The 24,571-nt window shown below is 65.9% G+C and carries 23 protein-coding genes and 1 tRNA gene; 13 read left to right on the top strand and 11 right to left on the bottom strand.

Annotated features, from left to right (window positions below):
• Positions 1 to 38: 38 nt before the first annotated feature.
• Positions 39 to 111: transfer RNA gene (locus ACP4XC_RS17620), tRNA-Ala, on the top strand.
• Here the strand turns inward: ACP4XC_RS17620 and ACP4XC_RS17615 are convergent.
• Positions 103 to 654 carry a hypothetical protein gene (locus ACP4XC_RS17615; RefSeq protein ID WP_427171918.1) on the bottom strand — a complete coding sequence of 184 codons (552 nt, stop codon included), beginning with the start codon at positions 652 to 654 and terminating at the stop codon, positions 103 to 105. The genes ACP4XC_RS17620 and ACP4XC_RS17615 overlap by 9 nt on opposite strands.
• Positions 655 to 721: 67 nt before the next feature.
• Positions 722 to 1,018, bottom strand: a complete 297-nt coding sequence (locus ACP4XC_RS17610; RefSeq protein ID WP_427171916.1) for a hypothetical protein — start codon at positions 1,016 to 1,018, stop codon at positions 722 to 724.
• 266 nt (positions 1,019 to 1,284) lie between these two features.
• On the opposite strand from ACP4XC_RS17610, the gene ACP4XC_RS17605 reads away from it, so the two are divergent.
• Positions 1,285 to 1,749 carry a GatB/YqeY domain-containing protein gene (locus ACP4XC_RS17605; protein ID WP_427171914.1) on the top strand — a complete coding sequence of 155 codons (465 nt, stop codon included), beginning with the start codon at positions 1,285 to 1,287 and terminating at the stop codon, positions 1,747 to 1,749.
• Here the strand turns inward: ACP4XC_RS17605 and ACP4XC_RS17600 are convergent.
• Together ACP4XC_RS17600 and ACP4XC_RS17595 are read right to left on the bottom strand one after the other, a co-directional pair.
• Positions 1,746 to 2,612, bottom strand: coding sequence for a class II glutamine amidotransferase (locus tag ACP4XC_RS17600; RefSeq protein ID WP_427171912.1), 867 nt, complete (start codon positions 2,610 to 2,612; stop codon positions 1,746 to 1,748). The two genes, ACP4XC_RS17605 and ACP4XC_RS17600, sit on opposite strands and share 4 nt — an antisense overlap.
• A gap of 27 nt (positions 2,613 to 2,639) precedes the next feature.
• Positions 2,640 to 4,040 carry a glutamate decarboxylase gene (locus ACP4XC_RS17595; protein WP_427175151.1) on the bottom strand — a complete coding sequence of 467 codons (1,401 nt, stop codon included), beginning with the start codon at positions 4,038 to 4,040 and terminating at the stop codon, positions 2,640 to 2,642.
• A 150-nt stretch (positions 4,041 to 4,190) separates the two neighbouring features.
• Here ACP4XC_RS17595 and ACP4XC_RS17590 point away from each other — a divergent pair, with 150 nt between their 5' ends.
• Entirely contained in the window at positions 4,191 to 4,865 is a 675-nt protein-coding gene (locus ACP4XC_RS17590; protein ID WP_427171910.1) for a DUF1345 domain-containing protein, read from the top strand.
• A gap of 41 nt (positions 4,866 to 4,906) precedes the next feature.
• Here ACP4XC_RS17590 and ACP4XC_RS17585 read toward each other — a convergent pair whose 3' ends face one another.
• Positions 4,907 to 6,505, bottom strand: a complete 1,599-nt coding sequence (locus tag ACP4XC_RS17585) for a S53 family peptidase (RefSeq protein WP_427171908.1) — start codon at positions 6,503 to 6,505, stop codon at positions 4,907 to 4,909.
• A gap of 368 nt (positions 6,506 to 6,873) precedes the next feature.
• On the opposite strand from ACP4XC_RS17585, the gene ACP4XC_RS17580 reads away from it, so the two are divergent.
• The 3 genes from ACP4XC_RS17580 to ACP4XC_RS17570 all read left to right on the top strand — a co-directional run bounded on the left by ACP4XC_RS17580 (position 6,874) and on the right by ACP4XC_RS17570 (position 10,569).
• On the top strand, positions 6,874 to 8,469 hold the full coding sequence (locus ACP4XC_RS17580; RefSeq protein WP_427171906.1) for an ABC-F family ATP-binding cassette domain-containing protein: 1,596 nt from the start codon (positions 6,874 to 6,876) through the stop codon (positions 8,467 to 8,469).
• Positions 8,470 to 8,577: 108 nt separating this feature from the next.
• On the top strand, positions 8,578 to 9,546 hold the full coding sequence (locus ACP4XC_RS17575; protein ID WP_427171285.1) for an IS481 family transposase: 969 nt from the start codon (positions 8,578 to 8,580) through the stop codon (positions 9,544 to 9,546).
• 165 nt (positions 9,547 to 9,711) lie between these two features.
• On the top strand, positions 9,712 to 10,569 hold the full coding sequence (locus ACP4XC_RS17570; protein WP_427171904.1) for a S1 family peptidase: 858 nt from the start codon (positions 9,712 to 9,714) through the stop codon (positions 10,567 to 10,569).
• Between the two features lie 40 nt (positions 10,570 to 10,609).
• On the opposite strand, the gene ACP4XC_RS17565 is transcribed toward ACP4XC_RS17570, so the two are convergent.
• A complete protein-coding gene (locus ACP4XC_RS17565) occupies positions 10,610 to 10,975 on the bottom strand; it encodes a hypothetical protein (RefSeq protein WP_427171902.1) in 366 nt (121 codons plus the stop codon).
• A 170-nt stretch (positions 10,976 to 11,145) separates the two neighbouring features.
• Here ACP4XC_RS17565 and ACP4XC_RS17560 point away from each other — a divergent pair, with 170 nt between their 5' ends.
• The 4 genes from ACP4XC_RS17560 (at position 11,146) to ACP4XC_RS17545 (ending at position 16,240) form a co-directional block, all read left to right on the top strand.
• Positions 11,146 to 11,403 carry a helix-turn-helix transcriptional regulator gene (locus ACP4XC_RS17560; protein ID WP_427171900.1) on the top strand — a complete coding sequence of 86 codons (258 nt, stop codon included), beginning with the start codon at positions 11,146 to 11,148 and terminating at the stop codon, positions 11,401 to 11,403.
• Positions 11,403 to 12,596 carry a type II toxin-antitoxin system HipA family toxin gene (locus ACP4XC_RS17555; RefSeq protein ID WP_427171898.1) on the top strand — a complete coding sequence of 398 codons (1,194 nt, stop codon included), beginning with the start codon at positions 11,403 to 11,405 and terminating at the stop codon, positions 12,594 to 12,596. The genes ACP4XC_RS17560 and ACP4XC_RS17555 overlap by 1 nt, the downstream gene beginning before the upstream one ends.
• A 49-nt stretch (positions 12,597 to 12,645) precedes the next feature.
• Complete coding sequence (locus ACP4XC_RS17550) at positions 12,646 to 13,395, top strand: dienelactone hydrolase family protein (protein ID WP_427171896.1); 750 nt, start codon at positions 12,646 to 12,648, stop codon at positions 13,393 to 13,395.
• 151 nt (positions 13,396 to 13,546) lie between these two features.
• A complete protein-coding gene (locus tag ACP4XC_RS17545; RefSeq protein ID WP_427171894.1) occupies positions 13,547 to 16,240 on the top strand; it encodes a PEP/pyruvate-binding domain-containing protein in 2,694 nt (897 codons plus the stop codon).
• Positions 16,241 to 16,262: 22 nt separating this feature from the next.
• On the opposite strand, the gene corA is transcribed toward ACP4XC_RS17545, so the two are convergent.
• Both corA and ACP4XC_RS17535 read right to left on the bottom strand, forming a co-directional pair.
• The gene (corA, locus tag ACP4XC_RS17540) at positions 16,263 to 17,258 is read right to left on the bottom strand and encodes a magnesium/cobalt transporter CorA (protein WP_427171892.1); all 996 of its coding nucleotides are present in this window, start codon (positions 17,256 to 17,258) and stop codon (positions 16,263 to 16,265) included.
• 57 nt (positions 17,259 to 17,315) lie between these two features.
• Positions 17,316 to 17,891: an Lrp/AsnC family transcriptional regulator gene (locus ACP4XC_RS17535; RefSeq protein ID WP_427171890.1), complete on the bottom strand. Its 576-nt coding sequence runs from the start codon at positions 17,889 to 17,891 to the stop codon at positions 17,316 to 17,318.
• Positions 17,892 to 18,047: 156 nt separating this feature from the next.
• On the opposite strand from ACP4XC_RS17535, the gene ACP4XC_RS17530 reads away from it, so the two are divergent.
• Positions 18,048 to 19,289, top strand: coding sequence for an MFS transporter (locus ACP4XC_RS17530; RefSeq protein ID WP_427171888.1), 1,242 nt, complete (start codon positions 18,048 to 18,050; stop codon positions 19,287 to 19,289).
• Between the two features lie 59 nt (positions 19,290 to 19,348).
• Here ACP4XC_RS17530 and ACP4XC_RS17525 read toward each other — a convergent pair whose 3' ends face one another.
• Positions 19,349 to 19,852 carry an Lrp/AsnC family transcriptional regulator gene (locus ACP4XC_RS17525; protein ID WP_427171886.1) on the bottom strand — a complete coding sequence of 168 codons (504 nt, stop codon included), beginning with the start codon at positions 19,850 to 19,852 and terminating at the stop codon, positions 19,349 to 19,351.
• Between the two features lie 133 nt (positions 19,853 to 19,985).
• Here ACP4XC_RS17525 and ACP4XC_RS17520 point away from each other — a divergent pair, with 133 nt between their 5' ends.
• Positions 19,986 to 21,149 carry a trans-sulfuration enzyme family protein gene (locus ACP4XC_RS17520; RefSeq protein WP_427171884.1) on the top strand — a complete coding sequence of 388 codons (1,164 nt, stop codon included), beginning with the start codon at positions 19,986 to 19,988 and terminating at the stop codon, positions 21,147 to 21,149.
• On the opposite strand, the gene ACP4XC_RS17515 is transcribed toward ACP4XC_RS17520, so the two are convergent.
• On the bottom strand, positions 21,139 to 22,380 hold the full coding sequence (locus tag ACP4XC_RS17515) for an MFS transporter (RefSeq protein WP_427171882.1): 1,242 nt from the start codon (positions 22,378 to 22,380) through the stop codon (positions 21,139 to 21,141). The two genes, ACP4XC_RS17520 and ACP4XC_RS17515, sit on opposite strands and share 11 nt — an antisense overlap.
• Positions 22,381 to 22,524: 144 nt before the next feature.
• On the opposite strand from ACP4XC_RS17515, the gene ACP4XC_RS17510 reads away from it, so the two are divergent.
• The gene (locus ACP4XC_RS17510; RefSeq protein WP_427171880.1) at positions 22,525 to 23,508 is read left to right on the top strand and encodes a LysR family transcriptional regulator; all 984 of its coding nucleotides are present in this window, start codon (positions 22,525 to 22,527) and stop codon (positions 23,506 to 23,508) included.
• A 7-nt stretch (positions 23,509 to 23,515) separates the two neighbouring features.
• Here ACP4XC_RS17510 and ACP4XC_RS17505 read toward each other — a convergent pair whose 3' ends face one another.
• Positions 23,516 to 24,565 carry a nitronate monooxygenase gene (locus ACP4XC_RS17505; RefSeq protein ID WP_427171878.1) on the bottom strand — a complete coding sequence of 350 codons (1,050 nt, stop codon included), beginning with the start codon at positions 24,563 to 24,565 and terminating at the stop codon, positions 23,516 to 23,518.
• Between the last annotated feature and the right edge of the window lie 6 nt (positions 24,566 to 24,571).

Genomic DNA, 24,571 nt, shown 5'->3' with positions numbered 1-24,571 from the left:
CCGGTATGCGCGTTCATCGATCAGGGACGCCTTACCCGGGGGCTATAGCTCAGTTGGTAGAGCGCTTCGTTCGCATCGAAGAGGTCAGGGGTTCGAATCCCCTTAGCTCCACAGTTTGAAGGACCCGCCATCTCTGTTCGGTTTCTCCTTGGACAGGTCGATGATCCATTCGGGGGTTTCGTCCCCGCTGAGCTTGTCCAGTGTGGATCGTGCCCTCGCGGCCGCAATCTGGACCTTGCGATCCCTGGGGCTGACTGACGCGGGGCGCTGTGACGGTGCGATTGCATCCGTCCTGGGTTGAGGGGGCCGTCGCGCCCTGTCGGCCGCTTCCAGCGGAGCCTCTGTGCCAATCGTGAGCAGGACGGCATCTTCGGGCGTGGCCAGCTTGCTCTTGCCCAGGACGTTGATGGCCTGCTGGCCGAGCTGTGCCCGGATGGCCTCATCGGACATCGAAGCGTCCAACGCCCACTCGGCCCGCCGCCACCACTCGGCACGGTTGTCAGCACGGCGCCTCTGCGACAGGGTGGCGGCCGCGATGGCAGCTGCTATGAGTGCGGCAATCAAAGGGGCGAACGCCGCCCACACCTGCCAGTTGGCGGATGGGGCAGTATGAACGAACACATCGACCGGGTTCGGAGAAGGCGTCGGCGGCATGCGAAAAGCCTAGGCCTTAGTGCCGACGGATTGTGCACCCCGGCGATCTCCACGGCGTGAAAGCGGATCAGGCACGGTTCCCTTCCGTGAAGTAATTGTGCACGTCATGGAAGGTGATTTTTGGGGGTCCGGGAAAGCCGACTTCCATGCTGAGCGGCCCGAGCGTGTCCCGCGCGAACGCGTCGAACTGCTCGCGGCTTTCCCAGACGTCGGTGACCTGAAGCTTTCCGTCCATCATCGCGGCCCAATGGGAGATGGAACCTGCCGGACCCGGGCCCCCGGGTGTGAGACCCATCTTCCGATTGATTTCGTTGTACTGCTCAAGAGTTGCGCCATTGAACTCCATGATGATTGCCACCGCCATGGCCTGCTCCTATGAACGTGCAGGCCGGCTGCTGGCCTGCGGATGGATGGGTAGAGCCCGGTTTACGCCTTGCGAGGCGGATCGTCAACGGGTGTCGGCGTGTGTCGCCTCTTGTGCCGGTCCGGGATTGCCCCAGGCCGTGAACGAGCGGGAACCGGCGGTATACTGTTGTGCCGTCCGCCGAGAGCGGTAACTGATAGAACTGCAGAACCCCCGGGGGCGTCCCCGCGTCCACACGATTGACCTCGAAGAAAGCGGGACACACAATGTCCACCTTGAAGGAACGCCTGCATGCCGACGTCGTCGGCTACATGAAGGCCGGCAACAAACGAGCGCTCACCACGGTGCGCAATGTCCTGGGGGAGATCGAGACACGCGAAAAGTCCGGCAAATCCCCGGTCGTGCTGGACGACGTTCAGGTGACCGCCCTTTTGCAGAAGGAAGCCGCCAAGCGGCGCGACACCGCAGGCATCTACACCGAAGCGGGCGAGGCCGAGCGTGCCGCCGCTGAGCTTGCTGAAGCAGAGATCATCGAGGCGTACCTGCCGAAGGCACTTACCTCCGCCGAGGTCGAGGCCATCGTCGACGAGGCCATTGCCTCGCTGAAAGCCGACGGCGTGGAGCTGTCGGTTCGCCAGATGGGCGCCGTGATGAAGCCGGTCACGGCGAAAGTGGCTGGACGCTTCGACGGAAAGGCCGTCAGCGAGATCGTCCGCAGCCGGCTCGGCTAGCCGGCCTGGGACTTCGTCGCCGTCGGGTCCAGGTCGGTGAGGCCGAGCGCATGCGCCGGGGACTCCGGGAAGGGGAAACTGAGGGTAACCACGAGGTCCGCGCCGACGTGCACCAGCTCACCCGGTTCCAGGGGACGCCACCCTGGATTCTGATCCATCGGCTCAGTGGCGATCAGGACATGCGGGGACCGGGCAAGATCCTGGCTGCGGGCGTTGATGCGGGCGCTCCGGGCTTCCAAGGGACCGGCCGCGGCAGTGTCCGTGGACAATCGTTCCAGGATGTGAAGTTCGTGGGTAGCCGGGTACCTGACCGCCCACAGATCCGTCGCGGTGGTCACGATGAGGTTGAGGCAATAGACGGGCAACTCCTTCGCGATCCATGTGACGGCGCGGGTGATCCCTTCGCCCACATCGCCGCCAGCACGGCGGCTCTCCGCGGTAATGAGCGCAAAGAGCCGCTCGCTGTCCGTCTCACCCAACACCAGGTCCGCGACGCCCAGCTCGGTCAGACGGCGGTCCAGGCGGCTGAGGCCGCCAAAGGCGCCATTGTGGGCGAAGAGCCGCCCGTCCTGCTTGAACGGGTGCGTATTGACCATGGTGTGTGCCCCGGTGCTGGCGTACCGCACGTGGGCCAAAAACGTGGTGCTTATCAGATCGCGGGCCTCGCGCGCGAAGGCGTGGTCCTCCCACGCCGCAAGTGGCTGCTTGGCCACGTGAGCGGTGCCGTCCGCATCGAAGGTGCCTATCCCGGCGCCGTCGGGCTCCCGCCGGCTCTGGTCCGCGAGGCTGTCCGGGGCGTCCAGGAGCCAGAACGTTGCCCGGACCGGCTCCGGACCGGCGTGCAGCCCGAATAGTCGACACATGGGCGCCTCCTTGCTTGGTTCTGCCCGCTAGTGGTGGAAGGCCGGGGTCTGCCCCTCGGAGGGCATCGGTCCCGTGAGCCCGTCCAGATAGGCAACTTCCTTCTTGAGATCGTCAAGGAAGCTTGAAGCGAGGTCGCGCGTGAAGCCGTTGCGGACTACGATCCTTTGCACCGTGACCTGGCTCAGGCCGTCAGGCATAGGGTAGGCCGGGACCAGCCAGCCGTTCATCCGCAGCCGCTCAGACAGGTGGTGAAGGTTCCAATTGCTGGTGTGGCCCTCCGTGAGCTGCCACGCGAAGACGGGGATGTCCGATCCGTCGCTCCACAGGGTGAAGGCCTCCATTGCTCCGATTTCACCGGAGAGATAGAGCGCCACGTCACGGGACGTGGCCTGTACCGCCTTGTAGCCGGAGAATCCCAGGCGGAGGAAAAGGTAGTACTGCAGCAGGACTTGGGCCCCCGGGCGGGAGAAGTTCAGCGCGAAGCTCGGCATGTCCCCTCCGAGATAGCTGACATGGAAGATCAGGTCCTCGGGGAGTGCCTGTTCGTCCCGCCAGATGATCCACCCGAGGCCCGGGTATACGAGGCCGTACTTATGACCTGAGGTGTTGATCGAGGCGACGCGGGGGAGCCGGAAGTCCCAGACAGTCTCCGGCTGCAGGAACGGGGCAACCATTGCCCCGGACGCGCCGTCCACGTGGATCGGGATGTCCAGCCCGCGCCGTGACTGTATCTCGTCCAGCGCCGCCGAGATCTTGTCCACGGGTTCATACGCGCCCGTGTAGGTGACACCCATGATGGCGACCACACCGATGGTGTTCTCGTCCACATACCGGTCCAGATCATGGCCATCAAGCATCTGATGTTCCATCGACACCGGAACGTAACGGGCTTCAACGTCCCAGTAATTGCAGAATTTCTCCCAACACACCTGCACGGCCGAGCTGAGGACCAGATTCGGTTTCTCCGACGATTGACCCGCCTCCCGGCGCCGGTGCTGCCAGCGGCGCTTCAGGGCCAGGCCACCCAGCATGCAGGCCTCCGAGGAACCGATGGTGGACGTGCCGATTGCATTGGCCGGCTCGGGGGCGTTCCACAAATCGGCCAGCATGCGCCAGCAACGGGTCTCGATCAATGCCGTCTGCGGGTATTCGTCCTTGTCGATCATGTTCTTATCGAACGTCTCGGCGTAAAGTTTCGAGGCTTCGGGCTCCATCCACGTTCCCACGAACGTGGCCAGGTTCAGCCGGGCGTTCCCGTCCAGCATCGCCTCGTCGTGCACGATTTGAAAGGCAGTCGAGGGAAGGGACTCCCCATTTGGAATGGTAAAGCGGGGGAAGGTGCTCGCTTCGCCCGGGCGGCTGAACAGCGGGCTAAGCTCAACTGCGGTGTCCCGTTCGTTCTTCGATGTCCGGTGTGACCTGTTGATGGTTCGCTCCCTTGAATCGCTGGCGCCGTCGTGTGGGGACGGCCTGCCGTGGCCCACGCTATCGCGGGTTCTCTGTAGACCCAAGCCCCGGGCTGGGTTCATTCGGCACACCCCTCGTGCGGCCCGGCCGCGAGCTGGCATGATCGGTACATGAGCAGAACTGACAAGGCGGGACGCCCGGAGTTGGACTTCGATAGGCCGGTCCACCGTTCGCGGCTGCGTGTCCTGGTGATGGTTGTTCTTGGAGTGGGCACCGCCCTTGCCGTCGGCTTCCTGAAATCATGGGCCTACGCGCCTGCCACCGGCTGGGCGGCAGCATCCTTGACCTACCTCATCTGGGTGTGGGCCGTCGTCGGACGCATGAACGCGGAAACCACCGCCGCCCACGCTCTTCGCGAAGATCCCGGCCGGGGTGCCTCGGACGCACTGGTTCTGACCGCCACCGTTGCCAGCTTCGCGGGCGTGGCGCTGATCCTGCTCGACGCCTCAGACGCCCAGGGCGGCGCGAAGGCGGCCATCGTCGCGATGGCCCTGGGGAGCGTGGCATTGTCGTGGTTCCTTGTGCACACGCTCTTCACGCTGCGCTACGCCTCCATCTACTATCGGGACAGGACCGGGGTCGACTTCAACGAGGACAAGCTTCCGCGTTACATGGATTTTGCGTATCTGTCCTTCACAGTGGGCATGACCTTCCAGGTGTCCGATACGGACCTGAAGACCGACGCCATCCGCACCACCGTGCTGCGCCAGGCCCTGCTGTCCTACCTGCTTGGCGCCATCGTTCTGGCCACCACTATCAATCTCGTCGCGGGCCTCATCCACTAACGGCGCCCGGCCGCGCCCGGCCGCGCCCGGCCGCGCCCGACTCAGAGCGCGGACTGGACCTTGGCGAGCAGCGTTGCGCCGTCGGGGGAACCCAGTCCGGTGCAGGGGTCCCAGCCGGGTCCCGCGTGGTAGGTGCCGTTGGAGCCTGTGGTCACGTCGCGGAAGCCGGTACCCGATGCCGTGTGGCCGTAGAGAAGGGGCTGGAGGAGTCCGAACCGGCGGTTTGTGGCCTGAGCCAGGCGTGCGATCAGGGCGGCCCACAACGGTGCGACAGCGCTGGTGCCGCCTATCACCATGTCTTTGCCGTCGACCCGGACCTTGTATCCAGTCTGGGGATCGGCGACGCCGCTGACGTCGGGAACGCCTCGCCCACGGGCTCCACCGGGCGACGGCTTGCGGTGCCGGGCGTGGCTGATGAGGCCGTTTTGCCAGGGCGGGACGGCGAAGGCGTCACTGTACCCGCCGCCAGTCGCCGAGTTGGGACCGTCATTCCAGACGGTCTCGGCCCTCACCGCCCCGGTGGCAGGGTCAGCCTCAAGCCGGGTCCCTCCGCATGCCAGCGCATGTGGACTGGAGGCAGGAAAGTCCGCATGGTCACGGCCGTCGGTTGCGCCGTCCGCGCTTCCGTTGTCCCCGGCTGCCGCGGTAACGGTGACGCCCATGGCGGCGGCGTCGGCGAGTGCCTGGTCGAACGCCGTGCGCGCCTGAGCGGTCCAGTCGTCCTCGCTTTGGCCCCAGCTGATGCTGATGGCTGCCGGGGCAGGGGTTGCATGGGAGGCGGCGGCGAGGGCGTCCAGGAACCCCGCGTCGGTGTTTGGCGCGAAGTAGACGAAAATGCCGGCTTTGGGAGCCAATGCGCCCACTACTTCCACGTCAAGCAACACTTCCCCGTCGGCGCCTTTGGGATCTTCGCCGGGCTTATTCGCCCCGCCGTCCACTCCAACGGCCGTGATCCGGGGCATGGTGATGCCCAGGCCCCGGAAATAGGCGTCGAGATCCTGCGGGTCGTATCCGCCGCCGAGTTCGATGATGGCCACGTTCTGACCGTCGCCGTCGGTGCCGGCGGGGAAGTTGTAGATCCTGCCCAGTTCCGGCGGGGTGTAGCTGACCGCTGCGGAGGCCAGCGGGATGGCGCGGAACTGTGCGCGGGCCTGGGGGCGGTCATCGAGGCCGAGGACGGCGGTGACGACGCCATCGAGGGCGGCAGGGATCTGCAGGCCACCCGTACGGTGACGGTGCGTGACGGCCTTGCCGTTGGCACCGGCGCTGGTGACTTCCTCCAGGGAGGTACCAAAGATCCGGCTCAGCAGGGCCACCGTCCCGGACAGCCGCACACGGCGCGATGCGGCGTCAGCTTCAATGACCTGCGCCCCGAGCCGGGTAAAGGATTCCATGACGAGGTTCAGCTCGGCTTCGGACGCGCCATGGCTGGCGGCGAGGTCCTCGCGGGAAATGGGGACGGTGAGCGCCTGTTCGGGAAGGGGAGCCCGGCGCCGCAGGACCACCGTCACCTCAATCCGGCGGGAGGGATCAACGGGACCGGCCGTGGCCTGGAGTTCCCGCGCCGCTCCCCGCTCAGATCCCGGCAGCGGGAGGGAGGGTTCCGGCGCAGCGTTGCCTGTATTGTCCTGATCTTTCAAGGGATCTCCATTTCTGGTCGTGCCCTTACGGCGTGCCGCCGCTGATTGGCGGCCAGACGCCGAAAGAGGTATGAAACGCGGTTCCGAGGGACACATCTCCGATTATGCCCAAGCCCTACGACACGACGGGGAAGGTGGGCCCAAAAGTTATGTTGAGTCTGTCCCGTGTCCGGCGGCGCCCGTCCAATTTGAGACAATGAAGTGCGCGGCGCCAGCCGCACCCACATCGTCAGCCAGTTCCCAGAGCCTTCGGGCGGTCCTTGGATCAAGGGCGTCTCCGCCATAGGGCGGAGCCAGCCAGGAAATGCGGTCGACGCCGGACGGTTCTTCCGGGATCCACGGAACCACCCCTTGAGAGGACACCGCCAATGAGTCTCATTCGGCTGCACGACGTCAGCGTTCGTTACGACAACAGACAAATCCTGCGCGAGGCGTTCTTCCGCCTGGAACCCGGCGACCGGGCCGGGCTGATCGGCAAGAACGGGTCCGGGAAGACGACGCTGCTCAAGCTGGTCCTGGACCAGGTGTCACCGGACACCGGAACGGTCACCCTGGAGCTGGGGACGCGGGTGGGCTACTTCTCCCAGTTCTCCGAGCTCGACGGCGAAGCCACCATCACTGAAGTCCTCGAGGATCTCTTCCACGACATCAAGGCCATCGAAACCGAGCTCGCGGCGATTGACGCTGCGATCGCCCTGGATTCCTCCGACGGCGACGCCCTTGACCGGCTGATCCGGCGCCAGGCCGAGCTGTTCGAGGACATGGACCGTCTGGACGGCTGGGACTATCAGCGGCGCATTGATACAGCACTGACCACGCTGGGCTTCAGCGGGGCCCATCGCGCTTGCCCCATCGATGACTTGTCCGGCGGCTGGCGTAACCGCGCTGCCTTGGCCAAGATCCTGCTCGAACGGCCGGACGTGTTACTGCTTGACGAGCCCACCAACTTCCTGGACGTGGCCGGCGTTGAGTGGCTGGAGGCATGGTTCCGCGACTTCCGGGGGGCCGCCATCATCGTCTCGCACGACCGGAAGTTCCTCGACACCGTGGTCACCCGGATCATCGAGGTGGAGAACTTCCATTTGCACGAGTATCCGGGTAATTTCGCCGAGTACGTGGTGCAGAAACAGTTCCGCCTCAAGACACTCGAGGCCCAGTTCGTGCATGAGTCCGAGCTGCTGGCCTTCGAAGCGGAGGGCATCTCCGATCGACGGGAAGCCGCCAAGGCTGCCAGCCGGGGCCTGGGCAACAACCTGGCCAAGATCAAGAAGTCCCGCGTGCCCAGGCCGGTGGACCAGATCGTGACGGAAATCTACAGCGGCCTTCATGTGAAGGATGTGCTCTGCCGGGTGGAGGGGCTGGGCAAGTCCTACGGCGGCCACACGCTCTTTGAGGAACTGAGCTTCGAAATCAGGCGGGGCAACCGCATGGTGGTCCTGGGCGCCAACGGAAGCGGGAAATCCACGCTCCTGAAGGTGCTGACCGGGGAGGAACAGCCGGATGCCGGAGTGGTGACTTGGGCCAAGGGCCCGGGATTCGTCTCTTACAACCGGATGCTTGAGGAGCTCGACGACGCCGACACCGTTTCCCATGCCGTCAACGCGCTCCCGGACAGCCTCGCGTTCAGCGCCACGAAGAAATCCGTCAACAGGTTCCTCGCGATGTTCCAGTTCTCCGAGGCTGACCTCAAGCAGAAAATCGGAAATCTTTCCGGTGGCCAGCGGGCCCGCGTGGCCATGGCGCAATGCCTTCTTTCGGGGGCGTCGGTGCTGCTGCTGGATGAGCCAACCAACCACTTGGACCTGTCCAGCACCCAGGTGATGGAGCGGGCACTCCTCCATTTTCCTGGAGCAGTGGTGGTGGTCAGCCACGACCGTTTCTTCACCGAGAAAATCGCCACCCGGCATTTGGTTTTCGGAAGCGAGGCAGCGAACCCGGGCGAAGTGCAGGTCCGCGCAGCCTAGCTGTATTGTCCACGGACGTTAGGGACGCCCGGCGTGGATAGGTGACAAAAAGAAGACCTCCGAGTGGAGTGGGGCTTGTCTAGAGTCCGATCCACAAGGAGGTCTTCAATGTCCCATGCTAACGCGCTCCTGACGCCGAAGGGCAGGCTCCGGCTGGCTAGGTGCGTTGTCGAGGACGGGTGGTCCCTGCGCCGTGCTGCTGAGCGGTTCCAGGTGTCGGTGGCAACCGCGGCGAGGTGGGCGGCCCGTTACCGGGAGCACGGTGAGCGCGGGATGGGTGATCGTTCCAGCCGGCCCGTCAGCTCCCCGCAGCGGACGTCCGTGCGGCGGGAGCGGCGGATCATCGCGCTTAGGGTCAACCGCCGGTGGGGTCCGGCACGGATCGGCTTTCTGCTGGGGATCCATCCGTCCACAGTGCACCGGGTTCTGTCGAGGTTCGGGTTGGCGAGGCTGTCGTGGATGGACCGGGCCACAGGCCGGGTGATCCGCCGGTACGAGCACCACAGCCCCGGGGAGCTGGTCCACGTGGACATCAAGAAGCTCGGACGGATCCCGGACGGCGGCGGCCACCGCGTCACCGGCCGGGCCGCGGGTAATAAAAACAAGACCGGCACGACGGCGAACCGGCGACCGGGCTACGCCTTCTTGCACAATGCCGTTGATGACCACTCTCGGCTTGCCTATACCGAGATCCTGGCCGATGAGAAGAAGGACACCGCAGCGGGGTTCTGGGAACGCGCCAACGCCTATTTCGAATCGTGCGGAATCGTAGTCAAAAGGGTGTTGACGGACAACGGCTCCTGCTACCGCGCCCACGCCTTCAAGGACGCGCTGGGCCCGGACATCAGCCACAAACGCACCCGCCCCTACAGGCCCCAAACCAATGGCAAAGTCGAACGCTACAACCGCACCATGCTCGACGAATGGGCCTACGCCAAACCCTATGGATCAGAAACCGAGCGTGCTGCCGCTTTCGCTGACTGGCTCCATCATTACAATCATCACCGAGGCCACACTTCACTCAAAGGTCAGCCACCGGCCAGCCGTGTTACCAACCTCTCAGGTCAATACACCTAGCGGGCGCCATGGCTTGACGATATGCGCGGTGAGGAGCACAGTTGAGCTCTGCGACTGGGGGCAGATGTGTGCATCCCCGGGAACCAACGGTCAGCCCCGATGACGGGCTGCGGTGGCTCCCACACCACATCCGCGAATATCCAGGCTCTAATGAGGAGTCACCTCATGCGCATCAGAAAACTCACCCGCATCACCCACGGCGCCGACACCGGAACCACGGCCGGGCACAGCCCGGGGCGGCGCATTGCCGCCCGGCTGTCGTCCGCCGTCGTCGGCGTCGTGTCACTGTTGATGGCGACCACCGCCGTGCCTTCGCAGGCGGTGTTCAACGGTTCCCCATCCGTGCCCCAGGACTATGGCTGGGTGGTGAAAGTGGACATGGCCTACACACAGGGTTTCGCATCCTGCACCGGATCCCTGATTAGGCCGGACACTGTGGTCACCGCGGCGCACTGCATCCGCTACGGCGGGCAGGCGCCGCTCGCAACATCCGTGACCTTCCACTCGGGGCAAAACCCGGGTCAGTATTCCGTGGCGGTCACTCAGGCCGTACCGATGCCGGATTATGACTCGGCACTGATCAAAGACGACATAGCCATGCTCACGCTGCAGACGAGCGTGACGGAGGCTCCCATCGAACTGGCCTCCACGGAGCCCCCGGTGGGGGCCAGCGTGGTGGTCGCCGGGTATGGCTGCACAGCGGACCCCTTCAAGTCGCAGGATCCTTGCGCGGCTCCCAGCCAGCTCCGGGAAATCAGCGTGGCCACTGTGGCCGCCGAAACCTGTCCGGACATTGCCGGGGCCTGGCAGTTCTGCACCTACTCGAAAGAGCGATCAGTCAATTCAGGTGACAGCGGCGGCCCTGTGGTCTGGGTGGAGGACGGCGTGCGGAAACTCGCGGGTGTAACCAACGCCATCGAACTGCCACCAGCGGCAAGTTACCTGAACATGTCCGCGTCGGTCGCCTACGAGCTGGACTGGCTCAATTCGGCAGCGGGAACGTCGGCGCCGGGAACGCCCTGATCCAACGGGCGCCCCATGGCTCGGACGGGCGGGTTGGAGCCTACTTCCGGGCCGCCCGCAGGACGCCGCGAAGCGACATTCCCACCGCACAGGCCAAGGGCACAAGGGTGGCCAGGACGGCGACGGCGTTGGGTTTGAAGACCACCCGCCCGCTCCCGTTACGGCTGTACACCCCGAGAGGGAGGATAAAGCCGCCACCGCCACCGCCAGCGGCGGCGCCCTTGTCTTTAGCGCCGTCAGCAGTGCCGACAGATTCGCTGCCGGCATCGCTGCCGCCGCCGAAGCCAAAGGACACCAGCGCCACGGGGATGAGCTCTTCTCCTCCGACCGTAACCGGCGGCCCGTACGCCCGAGCCACGCCCACATTCTTGAATGTCTCCGCGAGGGATGTGAAAGTGTCAGCCATACCAACAGCCTAGGCGTGTCTTCGAGGGGCGCGCCAGACCACCCCGCCCCGGGCCGGAAGCGCCGCGCACCGTCATCCATCGGAAATATCCTGCCGGTCCGGCGATTGGCCGCGCCCCCTCATCCTCGGAAGCTAGCTTTCGGCATCATATTGCCGAAATGCTGTTTTCCATGAAAGATAAAGGGAGGAAGCATTCGATCCGGCAGAATATTGCCGAACGTGGGGGCGCAATGGACGACGTCGAGGGAATCGCGGCTGGTATCCGCAGGGCCCGGAAGGACGCCGGGATTACGCAGGCGGACCTGGCGCACCTGGCCGGAACCTCTGAACGAACCATCCGGGCCATCGAAACCGGAACCGGGAACCCGTCACTGGCCGCTCTCGTGGCGGTGGCCAATGTCCTGGGCCTGCATCTGACGGTGCGCTGATGGTTGCGGACCTGCAGGACCTCAAGTTCGTCCGGAGCGCGGACGTGTACAAGAACGGCGCGCTCGCCGGGCACCTCAGCCGCACGGGCCGGGGCAGCGTCCGTTTCGAGTACACGGGGGATTATCTGGCTGCCGGTTCTCCCGCTGTGGCTGTGACCCTGCCGCTGACGGATGGGGCGGTGGAAACGCCGGCGGGATCGCTGCCCCCGTTCTTTGCCGGGCTGCTGCCGGAGGGCCACCGCCTCACGGTCCTGAGGAATGCCATCAAGACCAGTTTCGATGACGAGTTGACCCTGTTGCTGGCTGTTGGGGCGGATGTTCCTGGAGACGTTCAGGTGGTGCCCGCCGGCGAAGCCCCGGTGGAACCGCCGAGCCTGGCCGACACCTCCGCGCCCGGGGACCTGGATTTCTCCGCCCTTGCCAATGCGGTGGATCTGCACGGACTGCCCGGGGTCCAGCGGAAGACCAGCGCCTCCATGCTGACCACGCCACTGGCCCTGCGCGGGCGGCGGTACCTGCTGAAGCTGAACCCGCCCGAACATCCCCATCTGGTCGAAAACGAGGCCCTTCACCTGGCCGGGGCCAAAGGATTGAAGATTCCGGTGGCCAGGAGCTCGGTCATCACCGACAGGAACGGACTGCCTGGCCTGCTCGTGGAGCGTTTCGACCGGGTCAAAGCCGCGGACGGAACGTGGCGGCGCCTGCCCTTGGAAGACGGAACCCAAGTCCTGGGACTGCCCCCTGCTTCCAAGTACTCTGTCGACTCGGAGCGGGTGGCCGCGGCTCTGGCCGGATTATGCAAAGCCCCCCTCATCGCCGGGCGCAATCTCTATCTGCAGTTTCTCTTCGCGTGGCTGACAGGAAACGGCGACCTCCACGCGAAGAACCTCGCCGTCCTCGGTGCACCCGGAGGATTCGTGATGGCCCCCGTCTACGACGTCCCGTGCACGCTGCTTTATGGCGACGAAACCATGGCCCTCCCGGTGGCAGGAAGGACAAGGAACCTCAGGGCCAGCCATTGGGCGGAATTCGCCGAAACGCTGAGGCTGCCCCAGCGAGCCGCCGCGGCCGCCAACGCCACGGCGCTCGCGGCCGCCACTGCTGTCCAATTGGGCTCGCTGCCTTTCACCGGTTCTCCGCTGCGGGGAGCGGAGCGGGAGTTGCGTTTCCGCCGCGGAGAACTCCAAGCCTGAGCCGTCAGCGTCCAGAACAGGCACTGCAGGCTGTGCAAAGCTTGTGCGCATGGGAAAAATGGTAACGATTGCCAACGAGACAAGTTCCGTCGACGCATATTTGAGCGAACCCGCAGGCACGCCCAAGGGCGGCCTGATCGTGATCCACGAAGTCTGGGGACTCGTGGAACACACCAAGGACGTGGCGGACCGCTTCGCGGCGGCGGGTTACGTGGTGCTGGCTCCCAGCCTGCTCGCGGACACGGGCATGACGCCCGAACTGGCCGCAGAACTGCAGGTGACCCTTTTCGACCCCGAGCAACGAAGCATTGCCCAGCCCAAGCTCCGCGAAATCATGGCACCGCTCCATGCCCCGGCATTTGCGGCGCGCACAACGGCGTCGCTTCAGGCCTGCTTCGAGTACCTCTACGGGCTGCCCGGAGTGGATGGGAAAGTGGCAGTCACAGGCTTTTGTCTCGGCGGCACCTACAGCTTCTCCCTTGCAACCCAGGAGCCGAGACTGCGGGCTGCCGTTCCGTTCTACGGCCATGCGGACTTGTCCGTGGAACAGTTGCGGAAGATCGCCTGCCCCGTCCTTGCTTTCTATGGCGAGCAGGACGCGGCCCTCGTGGACAAGTTGCCCGAACAGCAAAAGCAGATGGCCGAAGCCGGCGTGGAATTCACCCCGGTGGTGTATCCCGCAACGGGACATGCGTTCTTCAACGACACCAACAGGTGGACCTTTAATTCTGAAGCCGCCGACGACTCCTGGCGCCGCACCCTCGGCTTCCTCGACGAGGCGATGACCGCCGAAGGTTAGCCTGGAGCCCGGCCACCGCTGGCACCAGCTTGGCCCGGCGCCCCGGCTCAGCAGTGCTGGGTAGCCATGGCCCCTGGCCCGCGGACGTGCCACTATGTTGAGAACCGGGAGCGAAGCAGGCCCCCGGAGCGGGCAGAAAGGGCGCGCGGTCATGACCTACATCAACCAGTTTGACGAGGTTGGAAGCGGCGACGTGGCGGTGGTTGGCGGCAAGGGTGCCGGCATGGGCGAGTTGTTCCGTGCCGGCCTTCCCGTCCCGCCGGGATTCGTGCTGAACACTGCGGCCTATGAGGCCTTTGTGGAGGCCAACCACCTGTCCGCCGCCATCCAGGAGCTCGCCACGCTGGCGCCCATGGCGCCCACCCGGAATTATGAGAACGCGTCCGAGCGCATTCAGGCACTGTTTGCCGGCGGCGTGATGCCTGAGCCCATCGCCGCGGAGCTCAGGGCCGCTTACCGCCGGATGGGCAACAACGACGGCGATGCCGCCGTTGGGGTCAGATCCTCGGCCACCGCGGAGGACCTCGCCTCTGCCAGCTTCGCGGGGCAGCAGGAAACCTACCTGAATGTCAGCGGCGTCCGGGCGCTGATGGAGGCGGTCACCAATTGCTGGGCCTCCCTGTGGACCGCCCGCGCAATGGCCTACCGGGCCCGCGAGGGAATCGGACCAGAGGCGGTGCGCCTGGCCGTTATTGTCCAGCAGATGATCGACGCCGATGCCGCCGGCGTAATGTTTACCGCCAATCCCGTGAACGGTCGCCGCGACCAGATCGTGATCGGTGCCGCGTGGGGGCTGGGCGAGTCCGTGGTCGGCGGTTCGGTCAGCACCGATGACGTCGTCGTCGACGCCGGGACCGGCAGGGTCCTCTCGCGCCGGACCGCCGACAAGGAGGTTATGACTGTCTATGCCGGGCGCGGTACGGAGGAAGTATCCGTGCCGGCGGACCGCCGTCGTGAACCGGTGCTGGACGATGCCGCAGCGGCCGCCCTGGCAGGTCTGGGAACGCGGATAGCGGACCATTTCGGTTCCCCGCAGGACATCGAATGGGTTCGCTCCGGCGGGGCATTCTTCATTGTGCAATCGCGGCCGGTCACCGCGCTCCCCGAGGCCGTGGCGGACACACCCACCGAATGGCCCATGCCATATCCGAAGGGCCTCTATTTTCGCGCCAGCATCGTGGAACAGCTTCCGGACCCGCTGTCGCCGCTTTTCGCTGACCTCATCGATGGGTCTGTGACCCGGTCACTGACCGCCCTTCTGACGCGTGCCGTCGGCAGGAATATCATCCGCGAGAACGATATCGGCCTGCCGGCCGTGAACGGTTATGCGTACTACTACTACCGCACCTCAGCCATGCTGCGCATGACGGCAAAGTCACTGAGCGCGGTCCGGGCGATGATCCGCGGTGATGCGCACATGGGGATCGCAGGGTGGCGGGAATTCTCGCACCCCCTGTATGTCAAAGCGCTTGAGGAGTGGCAGGCAAAACCCGTCAAGGACCTCACTGGGACGGAGCTGCTGGAAGGGGTCTCGGCGCTGCTTGATGCCGGCACGGTCTACTACACGGCCGTGCAGTCGATCATTCCCGTCGCCACCACAAGTGAGATGTCCTTCCAGGCGTTTTACAACAAGCTGGCGCGCCGCGCAGGAGACCCCCCGGCGCAGACCTTCCTCCTGGGGTATGACAGCGAGCCCATCCGTGCGGAGAAATCCCTGTTCGACCTCGCAGCCTGGGTCAGGGAACTGCCTGGCCTGGCGGCGTTGCTCCTGGCAGCGCCCACGTCCGCGCTGGCCGACTCCCAGCGCAGTGGCTCACCGCTCGCCGGGCTTGACCCGTCCCTGGGGGCCCAGTGGCGCGCCCGTTTCCAGGACCACCTCGACCGCTTTGGCCACACGGTCTACAACCTGGACTTCCTCAACCCGGTGCCCGCGGACGACCCCTCCCCGCTGCTTGAGACGTTGAAGTTCTACCTTCGCGGCCAGGGTAACGACCCGCACCAGCGCCAGCAGCTCCTGGCGGACCGGCGGGAGGACGAAACCAGGAAGGTAATCGGCCGCCTCCACGGGCTCCGGAAGGCCGCGTTCGTCCGTCTGCTTCGATGGGCCCAGTCGGCCGCCCCGATCCGCGAGGACGCGTTGGCCGACGTCGGCCTGGCATGGCCCCTGATCAGGCGCATGCTGCATGAGCTCGGAGAGCGACTCGTCGCTGCGGGCCTCATCGCGGAGGCCGGCGATGTGTTCTGGCTGCGGCTCCAGGAGGTCCGCAGCGCCCTCGAGTTCGGATTCGTGGCCACGAGTTCCCCGGAGGTGGTGATCAAGGGAGCCGGACATCCCGTCCTCGCTTCCGCGGTGGAGGAGCGCAAGATGGTGTGGCGTGGCCAGCGCAGGGCCACCCCGCCGCAGATGCTTCCTGAAAGCCGCTGGATGGAGCGCTCGCTGGGTGGCATGATGCCGGCGCGTTCCCAGGAACAGCCCGGCGAGACCATCAAGGGAGCGGGTGCCAGCCCGGGCCGGGTGAGCGCGGCCGCGTGCGTGCTGACCGGACAGCAGGACTTTGACAGGATGCAGCCCGGGGCGGTCCTGGTGGCACGTATCACCACGCCCGCGTGGACCCCGCTCTTTGCCATGGCCTCCGCGGTGGTCACCGATGTCGGCGGCCCCCTCAGCCACGGCTCCATCGTGGCGCGGGAGTATGGCATCCCAGCCGTGCTCGGCACCGGTGTGGCGACTCAGCGGATCAGGAGCGGCCAGGACATCACGGTCGACGGCGATGCGGGCACCGTGACCCTGGGGGCGCTATCGCCGGACGCACCTGGTGACGCTTCCTGGCCGCCGGAGCAATAGTCGGAGGTCATGGTTCGCCCCGCTACAGCCAGCCTTTTCGTTTGAAGATGGCATACATCAGCGTCGCGGTTCCGGCCATCAGCCCGATTGCCAAGGGGTAACCCAGAGCCCAGTGCAGCTCCGGCATGTGGTCGAAGTTCATGCCGTACACGCCCGCCACAAAGGAAGGGGCGAAGAAGATGGCGGCCCAGGAAGAGATCTTCTTGACCTGCTCGTTCTGCTCCGCACTTGCCTCGTTCTGCCGGTTGGCGGTCAGGGTCCCGTCCAGCGTGAGGGCGTTCTGTAACAGATCCCGGAAGGAGTCGGCGCGTGAGATCAGCCGCTCCACGTGGTCCTCGACGTCGCGAAGGCTGTGCCGGAGTTCGGTGTCCACGCCGTATTTCTCAAAGCCTTGCTTGAGAAGCCGCATCATGTCCGGGAGGGGATGGATGGCGCGTTGGAACTGAATGACTTCACGCGCCAGCTCATAGATGCGCCTCGACACTGTGGCGTCGCCGCTGAAGAGCTGGTCCTCGATTTCGTCGATGTCGTTTTCCAGCCCTGCCACCACCGGGCCGTAGTCATCCACCACCTGGTCCAGGAGGGCATAGAGCACCGCCTCAGGGCCGTGGCCCAGCAGGTCCGGACGGCTCTCCAGTCGGCGCCGGACGCGGGCCACCCCGCCCGTTTCGGCGTGGCGGACCGTCACCACGAAGTTCCTTCCCGTGAAGACGTGAAGCTCGCCGAACTCAACGGACTCGGTGTCATCCAGATACCGGGCGGGCCGCAGCACCGTAAAGAGGTTGTCGTCATAGCGTTCGAGTTTGGGTCGCTGATGCGCCGAGATGGCATCCTCGACCGCGAGTTCGTGCAGCCCGAATTCGGCGGCGACCGCGGCCATTTCCGCCTGCGTGGGACGGTACAAGCCTATCCACGCCATCCCGCCGTTTTGGGAGAGTGTTTCGAAGGTCTGCTCGAGGTCCTGCAGTTCCGCGCTTCGGTGTCCATTCACGTAGACGGCGTTGTCAATGATGGTCATAGCGCCGGCTGCCGCCCGTAGTTGATCTTCAGTAGGGGTTTGTTCATGGATTGAATCCTATGCGCGGGGCGGGCGGTTCGAGGGGACGTTGCCGCCAGGCCGGACGGCATCGACCCCGCTGTTGGGCATGGCAGCTGCTTGGGCCGCACCCTGGACCAGGCGGCTGATCAGGGGTTCGGTGCGGTAGGGGATGTGCGTGTGCAGGGCCAGTACCGTTTCGGTGCGGATGACGCCCTTGATCCGCAGGATCGACCGCAGCGCCGCCTGGAGGTTATGCGTGTCCGTGGCCACAACCCGGCACCAGACATCGCCACGGCCGGAGATCTCATGGACTTCCAGCACCTGCGGGATCAGCCGGAGGGCGCCCACCACTCCGTCCAGTTCCCGGTGGCTCACCTCGATCGTGACAAAGGCGACGACGTCGTACCCCACCGCCTCAAGATCGATCTCCCGGCCGCCGTGGTGCAGCAGGCCCGAACGGAGCATTCGCCGGATCCGCGACTGGGCGGTGTTCCGGGCTATGCCCAGGGAATCGCTCAACTCCCCGATCTGGACGCGCGGGTCACGGATCAGTTCGAGCAGGATTTTCAGGTCCGTGGGGTCCAAACTGTTCAAACAGTCACTCCGGTTCATAAGTTCCAGCCATGATTGACTGTTTTGCTCAATTCTGGCATGGATCTTGCCCTCTGGGGTCATTGATGCCGCATTCTGGAGATACCAATTTCTTCACGGATCCTGCCCCTCCCACAAGGAGTCGCCTGGTCCGGCACGGCATGCAAAGGCAACCACATGACTGTCTTCAGCGAACTCCGCATGCGTCCGGCTATCGCCGGGCGCTGGGGATGGGACGCGTCCGTCACCGCACGGCTGGTCATGGCCGGCGTCGTGATCTTCACTCTGCTCGTGGGCGCGAACCTCGCCACCCCGCTCTATCCGCTGCTCCAGGCGAAACTGGGCATTTCTTCGCTGGGGGTCACGGTGGCGTTTGCCGCGTACGTGCTCGCGCTGATTGCCACGCTCATGCTCGCCGGTCACTGGTCGGACCACATCGGCCGGCGTGCGGCGCTTCTACTGGCCGTCCTAGTGAGCCTGGCGGGAGGCGTAATGTTCGCCAACGCTGGCGGACTGCTGATGCTGTGCGCCGGGAGGGCCCTGCAGGGGGTTGCCGTGGCGCTGGCAACCGGGGCGAGTTCGGCGGCCCTGCGCGAACTGCTGCCGTCCCGGCCCGAATGGGCATCGCGTTTCACCCTGCTCGCTTCCGCCGGGGGAGTTGCCGCCGGGCCGGTCATCGGAGGAGTCCTGTCGCTCCTGCCCGGGCCCACGTCCACGCCGTACTTCATCCACTCGCTCGTGCTTATCCTGCTGCTCGTGCCGCTCTACCTTCTGAAGGCGCGCCCGGCCATCGCCGCCGTTGCCGGGCGGCAGCCCATCAGGGTGCTGGCACCGCGCCGGCCGTCCGTCTCCCGGGAGGCGCGGGGCTCCTTTTGGCTGGCCGCCGCCGTCGGATTCCTGAGCTTTACGGTATTCGGCTTCTGCCTCTCCCTGGCACCGGGCTATTTTGCCCACATCGTGCACGCCGATTCCCGCCCGCTCATCGGCCTGCTTGCCGGGCTGACGCTGGGTGCTTCCGCACTCAGCCAACTTCTGGCCATCCGCGGGCGGTACGTGGTTCCCGTGGGGCTCTCCGTCCTCGCGGCATCGGTGCTGCTGATTGCTGCCGCTGCGGCCTGGAGCAGCCCGTGGCTGCTCATCCTCGCCAGCCTGGCCGCCGGGGTCGGCCAGGGCGTGTCCTTCCGGACCGTGTTCAACGATGTGGCCGGAAAAGTCGAGGCCGCCCGGCATGCCCAGATCATCAGTACCGTGTACGTGATCACCTACCTCGGCAGCGCGCTTCCGGTTGTGGGTCTTGGATTCGCGACGGCGGCGTATGGACTTGAGGCAGCCGTGAACGGATTTGTGGTGCTTTGCTCGCTCGCCGCGTTTGCCCTGGCTGCTCTGACCTTCCGATCGGCACGCCGCCAGCAGGCCTGACCGACTGAGGCCCGGCGGCACGCCACCTGGCAGTCACCGGAGCTTGGTCACAGGGGGAGTCAGTCCGGCAGCGGCCCGTGGTTCCCCTGGATCTGGTCAAAGACCAGGGTGGTCTCCGTGTGCCCCACCACGGGGTCGGTTGCCAGGTTGTCCAGCACCCAGTCGCGCAGGTCCTCGGTGGTGGCCACGGCGATGTGCAGCAGGTAGTCCACGGAGCCCGAGGTATGGAACGTCGAGAGCACGGCCGGCAGCTTCGGAACCCTGGCAGTGAAGCGGTCGATCTGTTCGCGGTCGTGGGCGCGGAGCCGGACGGCGATCAGGGCCTGGACGGAGCGGCCGATGGCGGACAGGTTCAGCTTCGCTTCGAAGCCCTCGATGATCCCGCGTTCGGAGAGTGCCCGGGTGCGCATCAGGGCCGTGGACGGTGCAATCCCCACCAGTTCGGCGAGCTGCTTGTTGGAAATCCTGGCGTCGTCCACCAATGCGGCGAGGAGCCGCTCGTCAATGGCGTCCAGCGGCTCCGGCGCCGCTCCTGGCCGAATATTCTTCGCACTGTTGCTCACAGGGCCTCCTCAAAGTGTTATGAGTTCATCATAAACTTCATTTTTCGGCAGTTCCATTCACCGCCCCTGTGAAACTCCGAATTATTGCCAGAGACTAGCGGCATTCAATGGCGAATAATTCATAAGGAGCATTGTGCTTTCACTCGACTCACTTGCCGTTCACGCCGGCCGGGACGGCCTCACCGGGCAGGGCGTGCACGCCCTGCCTATTGACTTGTCCACCACCGCGCCGCTGCCGTCTGTGCATGACGGCGGACAGGCCTATGAACAAATGGCCACCGGCGGCCGACACCTGGACGGTCAGAGCACCGTCTATCAGAGGCTGTGGAACCCCACCGTGGCCCGCTTCGAAGAAGGAGTGGCGGCCTTGGAAGGTGCGCCGGAGGCTGTGGCGTTCGCCACGGGAATGGCCGCCTTGAGCGCCGCCCTCCTGGCCACAGTGGCCACCGGCAAGAACCACATTGTGGCCGTTCGTCCGCTATATGGCGGCAGCGACCACTTGCTGGCCTCAGGGGTCCTGGGCACCGAGGTGACGTTTTCGACTCCGGAAGACGTCCACGCAGCACTGCGCCCGGACACCGGCCTGGTAATTGTGGAGACCCCGGCCAATCCGAGCCTGGAGCTGGTGGACCTGGCCCGGCTGGCTGCGGACGCCGACGGGGTGCCGCTGCTCGTGGACAACACTTTTGCCAGCCCGGTGCTCCAACAGCCGCTGGCACACGGCGCCGCGCTGGTCCTGCATAGTGCCACGAAGTTCCTTGGCGGTCACGGCGATGCGATGGGCGGCGTCATCGCGACGTCCCCGGAGTGGGCTGCTCGGCTCCGCCGGGTCCGGGCCATCACCGGCGGCATCCTCACTCCGTGGCCGGCGTACCTGCTGCACCGCGGCCTGGCCACCCTTCCGGTGCGGGTGCGGGCGCAGCAGGCAACGGCCCACAAGGTGGCCACAGCCCTGTCGGGGCACGGTCTGGTCAGGGTGGTCCGCTATCCCGGACTGCCTGAATGTGATCCCCTCGGGCTGGTGGGCACCCAGATGTCGGGTCCGGGATCGCTGATGGCGTTCGAGGTGGACAGCGCCGAGCACGCCGAACGCATTCCGGGCGCGGTGCGGATGATCACGCATGCGGTGTCGCTGGGCGGAGTGGATACGCTCATCCAGCACCCCGCGGGCCTGACCCACCGGCCGGTCGCCGCGGACGCCAAACCGCACGCCAGGCTGCTGCGGCTGTCAGTGGGGCTTGAGGACGCGGTGGATATTGTGGCCGACATTGTGCAGGCCATTGAGGTCACGCGCTAGCCGGCCGGGATCCCGGGGGATGCACGACGGCGGTGATCACCGCCGTCGTGCATCCCAGCCCCATCACGGTCAGGGCAAGCGCCGTCCATCCGAAGGACTGGAACACCAGACCGCCGGCCCAGCCGATGACGCTTGAGCCAAGATAGTAGGCGAGGTTGTAGAGCGAGGCCGCCTGCGCGCGGCCGGACGTGGCAATTACACCGGTCCAGCCCGCTCCGATGCTGTGCGCTGCGAAAAATCCTCCCGTGAACACCAGCAGTCCCGCGAGGATGAGTGCCAGGAGCTGCGTGAGGGTCAGGGCCAGGCCCAGGACCATCAGGATGATGCCGGCCACCAGCACATTCCGGCGTCCAAACCTCAGTGTCAGCCCGGCGGCCAGGCGGGAGGTGACCGTGCCGGACAAGTAGGCCACGAAGATCAGGCTGATGAGGGTGGCCGGGAGGCCGAACGGTGCCCCGGACAACCGGAAACCCAAATAGTTGTAGACCGCCACGAAGCCGCCCATGAGCAGGAAGGCCTGGACGTAGAGGGCCAGCAGCCGGGGATTGCGGCCGTGGCCGGCCAAGGTGCGTACCGCTCCGCTGAATCCGCTGGCCCGGGCTGCGGTAAACCCGCGCGCTTTGGGAACCAGCAAGAGGAACAGGACGGCGGCGATGGTGGCCAGGACGGAGACCGCCAACGCAGCCGCGCGCCAGCCCCAGAGCTCGCCGATGGGACCGGCTACGAGCCTGCCGGCCAGTCCGCCGAGCGTGGTGCCCGCAACATAACTTCCGGCGGCGAGGGCAGCGTGCGCCTTGTGCACTTCCTCGTTCAAGTAGGCGATGGCAATGGCCGGGATCCCCCCGAGCGCCATGCCCTCGAGCATCCGGAGCCCCAGAAGCATGGGGAACGTTGAAGCCAGCGGCACCAGCAGGCCCAGCAGGGTGGCGGCGATGATGCCGAGGGTCATGGCCCTGACACGGCCAATCCTGTCCGCGAGGAAGGACCAGGGAATCACGGTGACGGCCAGCCCCACGGTGGCCAGTGAGATGGTGAGCGCGGCTTCCGCCGCCGAGATCCGCAGGTCCGTTGCCATGATGGGGAGTACCGCCTGCGTTGAATACAGCTGCGCGAACGTTGCCACGCCGGCGAAGGCCAGCCCCGCAAGGATCTTCGCGTAGGCCCGCGAACCTTTGAGGTGGCCATCCCAGCCATGTGTTTCGCCGGGAGGGTGCGGCTGCAGCGTGCGCATTTTCCCATCGTACGTCGCGGGCTAGAGATGCTTCCAATGCATGATTGACATAGAATAGATGCCAATTACGGATGGATAAGTCCGGCCCGGAAAGGCGGCGCCAGCCGGGGCGCGGCCTCAGCCGGAACGCATTGGAGGGCCCGAATGGACATTGAGCACAAACAGCTGGTGCAGTTGCTGCCGCTGTTGCCGGTGCTGGCCGAGCTTGGGCGGACCGGGCACGTCACGGAAACGGCCGAAGTTCTTGGGATCCCGCAGTCCACGGTCAGCCGTGCACTGGCCCGCGCCGGCGCCTTGGTGGGGACCAGGCTGCTGATCCGCGACGGCCGCGGGGTACGGCTCACCCCGGCGGCCAAAGCGCTGCTGCCCTACATCGACGCCGCCTTGAAGGAGTTCCAGGCCGGACTGGATCTGGTCCGGCACGAATCCGAGGTGGTGCGGGGCCGGATCGCCGTCTCGTTTCAGCACACCTTCGGCGAGGCCACGCTGCCGCTCCTGATCAGCGCCTTCCGGAGCCGGCACCCGCATACCTCCTTCGAGCTCAGCCAGGGGGCGCGCGACGGCTGCCTCGCCCGGCTTGCTGCCGGGGACGCGGACCTTGCCCTGACCGCGCCCGTGGCTCCGCCCGGGCGGAGCATCGGATCCGCCTCCCTCTACCGTGAGCCCTTGCGGCTGGTGGTGCACCACAAGCACCCCCTTGCCGGCCGGCCCGTGGCGCGGATAGCGGACATCCGGCAGGACCCCTTCGTGGCGATGGGGGCCGGATATGGCATGCGTTCCCTCACCGATGCCTTGTTCCGCGAGGCCGGGTTTCGGCCGCGGATCGCGTTCGAAAGCCAGGACTCGCACACCGTTCGGGGCCTCGTTTCCGCAGGACTTGGCGTGAGCATCCTTCCGCCCGGCGGCATGGCGGCGGGCGGGAACGTCACGCCGGACACCGGAGACCTCGGCTGGGTGGAAGTTCCCCTGGAATCCAGCCTCGCCTTCCGCGAAATCGGTCTCGCATGGCGCGAACGCCGGGGCGCCGCGGACAATGAACCCGATCAGGTGCGGCTGTTCCGTGAGCTCGTGCTGAGCGAAGGGCCGGAGCTGCTGGCCGGCCTTGTCCGTGCCCGCTCCGCTTCCTGACCGAGGCTCAGGAAGCGGACGAGTCCGCAAGCAGTCTTGCGATGATTCCGGACACCGGTCCGGCCGAGGCCTGCCGCCATCCTGTGCCTGCCCAAAGATTGAGCCGCTCCGGGTCCCCGGCCGCAACCGCCGCAGCCCGCAAGGGCGCCGTCAGGTGATGAATCGCAGGGTAGCCCTCCGGCGCGTCCTGATGATCCCTGACAAAGGAGTTCACCAGTGCCCGCGCCTCCCGCCCGGTGAAGGCCCGGGTCAGGCGGGTTTCGGTGTACGTCGGGCTGGCCAGTGCATCCTTGTGCAGGGGACGGGCGCCGCTTTCGTCGCTCCGAAGAAAAGCCGTTCCCAGCTGGGCAGCTTCCGCACCTGCAGCCAGCACGGCGTCCAGCCCCGCAGCGTCCATGATGCCGCCGGCGGCAACGAGGGGAAGCCCGACGGCGGAGCGGACCTCCGCCAGCAGTTCCGCCGTCGTGCGGTGACGCCGGGCGACTGATGGCCCCGTCCCGGCAAGGAATGACGCGCTGTGGCCGCCTGCACTCACGTGCTGAACCGCCATGAGGTCCACCCCGCGATCAACGGCCAGGCGCGCCTCATCCGCGCTCGCGACTGTTCCAATAACGGTGGAACCGGACTTCTTCAGCCTGGTCACGGTGTGTTGTTCGGGCAGACCGAAGGTGAAGCTGACGAATTCCACCGGGTCCTCGAACAGCGAATCGAGCTTGTCCCGCCAGGCGTCGTCGTCATCGAAGCGCAGCTGCGGGAGCTCAATGCCATAGCGCCGCGCGTCCGGCCAAAGACTCTCGCGGTAGGCCTCCAACCGCCGCACGGCAGAGGCCGAAGGGCTGAGCTGGGCCGGGTCGGGAACGAACACGTTCATGCCGAACCGCGTGCCGGACGATCGGAGCTCCCGGATTTCGGCCCGCATTGCTTCCACGGTCTTGTAGCCTGCGGCCAGGAATCCGAGGCCGCCGGCGTTGTGCACGGCCCGGACAAAAGAGGGGGTAGAGGTGCCGCCCGCCATGGGGGCTGCGATGATTCGGGTACCCAAGATGGCATTCGTCATTCCGTG

It is taken from the genome of Arthrobacter sp. 92 (assembly GCF_050260325.1).
GTDB lineage: Bacteria > Actinomycetota > Actinomycetes > Actinomycetales > Micrococcaceae > Arthrobacter.
This window is presented reverse-complemented; position numbering and strand designations above follow the sequence as displayed.

Excerpts from the sequence above, each read along its gene's own strand:
- ACP4XC_RS17615 (WP_427171918.1), bottom strand. The coding sequence starts at position 654 with ATGCCGCCGACGCCTTCTCCGAACCCGGTCGATGTGTTCGTTCATACT.
- ACP4XC_RS17610 (WP_427171916.1), bottom strand. The coding sequence starts at position 1,018 with ATGGCGGTGGCAATCATCATGGAGTTCAATGGCGCAACTCTTGAGCAG.
- ACP4XC_RS17605 (WP_427171914.1), top strand. The coding sequence starts at position 1,285 with ATGTCCACCTTGAAGGAACGCCTGCATGCCGACGTCGTCGGCTACATG.
- ACP4XC_RS17600 (WP_427171912.1), bottom strand. The coding sequence starts at position 2,612 with ATGTGTCGACTATTCGGGCTGCACGCCGGTCCGGAGCCGGTCCGGGCA.
- ACP4XC_RS17590 (WP_427171910.1), top strand. The coding sequence starts at position 4,191 with ATGAGCAGAACTGACAAGGCGGGACGCCCGGAGTTGGACTTCGATAGG.
- ACP4XC_RS17580 (WP_427171906.1), top strand. The coding sequence starts at position 6,874 with ATGAGTCTCATTCGGCTGCACGACGTCAGCGTTCGTTACGACAACAGA.
- ACP4XC_RS17575 (WP_427171285.1), top strand. The coding sequence starts at position 8,578 with ATGTCCCATGCTAACGCGCTCCTGACGCCGAAGGGCAGGCTCCGGCTG.
- ACP4XC_RS17570 (WP_427171904.1), top strand. The coding sequence starts at position 9,712 with ATGCGCATCAGAAAACTCACCCGCATCACCCACGGCGCCGACACCGGA.
- ACP4XC_RS17565 (WP_427171902.1), bottom strand. The coding sequence starts at position 10,975 with ATGGCTGACACTTTCACATCCCTCGCGGAGACATTCAAGAATGTGGGC.
- ACP4XC_RS17560 (WP_427171900.1), top strand. The coding sequence starts at position 11,146 with ATGAAAGATAAAGGGAGGAAGCATTCGATCCGGCAGAATATTGCCGAA.
- ACP4XC_RS17555 (WP_427171898.1), top strand. The coding sequence starts at position 11,403 with ATGGTTGCGGACCTGCAGGACCTCAAGTTCGTCCGGAGCGCGGACGTG.
- ACP4XC_RS17550 (WP_427171896.1), top strand. The coding sequence starts at position 12,646 with ATGGGAAAAATGGTAACGATTGCCAACGAGACAAGTTCCGTCGACGCA.
- ACP4XC_RS17545 (WP_427171894.1), top strand. The coding sequence starts at position 13,547 with ATGACCTACATCAACCAGTTTGACGAGGTTGGAAGCGGCGACGTGGCG.
- corA (WP_427171892.1), bottom strand. The coding sequence starts at position 17,258 with ATGACCATCATTGACAACGCCGTCTACGTGAATGGACACCGAAGCGCG.
- ACP4XC_RS17535 (WP_427171890.1), bottom strand. The coding sequence starts at position 17,891 with ATGAACCGGAGTGACTGTTTGAACAGTTTGGACCCCACGGACCTGAAA.
- ACP4XC_RS17530 (WP_427171888.1), top strand. The coding sequence starts at position 18,048 with ATGACTGTCTTCAGCGAACTCCGCATGCGTCCGGCTATCGCCGGGCGC.
- ACP4XC_RS17515 (WP_427171882.1), bottom strand. The coding sequence starts at position 22,380 with ATGCGCACGCTGCAGCCGCACCCTCCCGGCGAAACACATGGCTGGGAT.
- ACP4XC_RS17510 (WP_427171880.1), top strand. The coding sequence starts at position 22,525 with ATGGACATTGAGCACAAACAGCTGGTGCAGTTGCTGCCGCTGTTGCCG.
- ACP4XC_RS17505 (WP_427171878.1), bottom strand. The coding sequence starts at position 24,565 with ATGACGAATGCCATCTTGGGTACCCGAATCATCGCAGCCCCCATGGCG.